Here is a 1,827-nt window from a genome sequence, read left to right as displayed (position 1 = left end):
ACCTGGTCCCGAACGGCTTCGCCATTCGCTGGACCAAGGCCCGCCGGTCGCCGAGGCGGCGCGGCGGGCCGTCGAGGCCGTCTGGCGGATCGAGTCCGCGCGGATCGTCGCTGCCCTGGCCCGCTACACCGGGGACTTCGCGCTCGCCGAGGACGTCGCCCAGGAAGCGGTCGCGCAGGCGCTCGTCGCCTGGACGCGGGACAGCACGCCGGCCGACCCGGTGGGCTGGCTGCTGGCGACCGGGCGGCGCCGGGCCATCGACGCCTTCCGCCGCAGGTCGGCGCTCGACGACCGGTACGCCCTGCTGGCGGGCCCACTCGCCGAGGGCGAGTCCAGCTCGGGCGCGCAGGCCCGGTCGGCGGCGCCGGACGACCTGCCGTGGGATCCGGACCGGGTCGACGACGACGTCCTCGCGCTCATGTTCATCGCCTGCCATCCGGTCCTCTCCTCCGAGGCCAGGGTCGCGCTCACGCTGCGCGTGGTGGCCGGCCTGTCCAGCGAGGAGATCGCCCGGGCCTTCCTCGTGCCCGTACCGACCGTCCAGGCCAGGATCACCCGCGCCAAGAAGACGATCACTGCCGCCCGCGTCCCTTTCGAGCTGCCGCCCGCGGGGGACCGGCCGGCCCGGCTGGGCGCCGTCCTGAGCGTCCTGTACGTCGTCTTCACCGAGGGCTCCACCGCGACCACCGGAGACGACCTCCTGCGCCCGGATCTCGCCTACGAGGCCGTCCGGCTGGCCCGGACCCTGACCGCCCTGCTGCCGGGCGAGCCAGAGGTGCACGGGCTGCTCGCGCTGTTCGAGCTCACCGCCGCGCGCTTCCCGGCGCGAACCGGTCCGGACGGGAAGGCGGTGCTGCTGGAGGATCAGGACCGCCGCCGGTGGGACCGGTCCGCGATCCGCCGCGGCCTGGCCGCCCTCGGCCGGGCCGCCGCCCTCGGCCGGGGGCTGGGGCCGTACGGCCTGCAGGCCGCGATCGCCGCCTGCCACGCAACCGCGCCCTCGGTGGCCGACACCGACTGGGAACGCATCGTGCTCCTCTACGAGGCGCTCGGCCGCGTGGCCCCCTCACCCGTCGTCGACCTCAACCGGGCCGTGGCCGTCGCGATGGCGAGCGGACCGGACGAGGCACTCGCCCTGGTCGACGACCTGCTCGCCTCCGGCCGCCTGTCGGGCTCGTACCTGCTCCCCAGCGTGCGCGGCGAACTGCTGGTCCGCCTCGGCCGCACCGCCGAGGCCCGGGCCGAGCTGGAACTGGCCGCCCGCCTGTGCAACAACGCCCCCGAGAGAGCCGTGCTGCTGGGCAAGTTGGCCGCCCTGGACTGATGGCCCGACAGGGATCCCGTCCACGTGGTGCCGCGCGCCGCCGGGACGGGTTCCCCGCCGGCTGCCCCGGCGGCCCTGCCCGACGCGACAGCGGCCGAAGGCAACGCGGGGTGCAACTCGGCCGTGCTGCACCCCTGAGCCGGGCCTTCGCCTCCGTCACCTTCGACGAGACATGGACCCGTGTGACTTGCCTCGCCGAGCCACCCCCGTCGGGCGGCATCCTGCACCCCCGCACAGCGGAAGCGCCCGAAGCCACGGACCGCATCATCCCGGCCCCCACGGGCAGCGGCCATGAGGAACCGTCAGAGGGCCGACCAGGCCTTGCCCGCCCCCAACCACACACCCCGCGAGACAAGCAGCACCCGAGGGTCCCGTCCAGCCCGATGTCCAGTCGCGCGCGAGGCCTTCCCAGCGCAGCACTCCCGCCACCCGGTCGGCCCCGGCCGCCGATCCGGCCCGGCCGCGCCCCGCGCCCCGCGCCCCGCGCCCCGCGCCCCGCGCCC

The 1,827-nt window shown here is 76.3% G+C and carries 1 protein-coding gene; it reads left to right on the top strand.

Annotated elements, in window-relative coordinates:
- The first annotated feature begins 28 nt into the window (after nucleotides 1-28).
- A complete protein-coding gene (locus ACFW1A_RS40285) occupies nucleotides 29-1,324 on the top strand; it encodes an RNA polymerase sigma factor (RefSeq protein ID WP_380418672.1) in 1,296 nt (431 codons plus the stop codon).
- The last annotated feature ends 503 nt before the right edge of the window (nucleotides 1,325-1,827 follow it).

The organism is Kitasatospora sp. NPDC058965, assembly GCF_042741245.1.
In the GTDB taxonomy this organism is placed as follows: Bacteria; Actinomycetota; Actinomycetes; order Streptomycetales; family Streptomycetaceae; genus Kitasatospora.
This window is presented reverse-complemented; position numbering and strand designations above follow the sequence as displayed.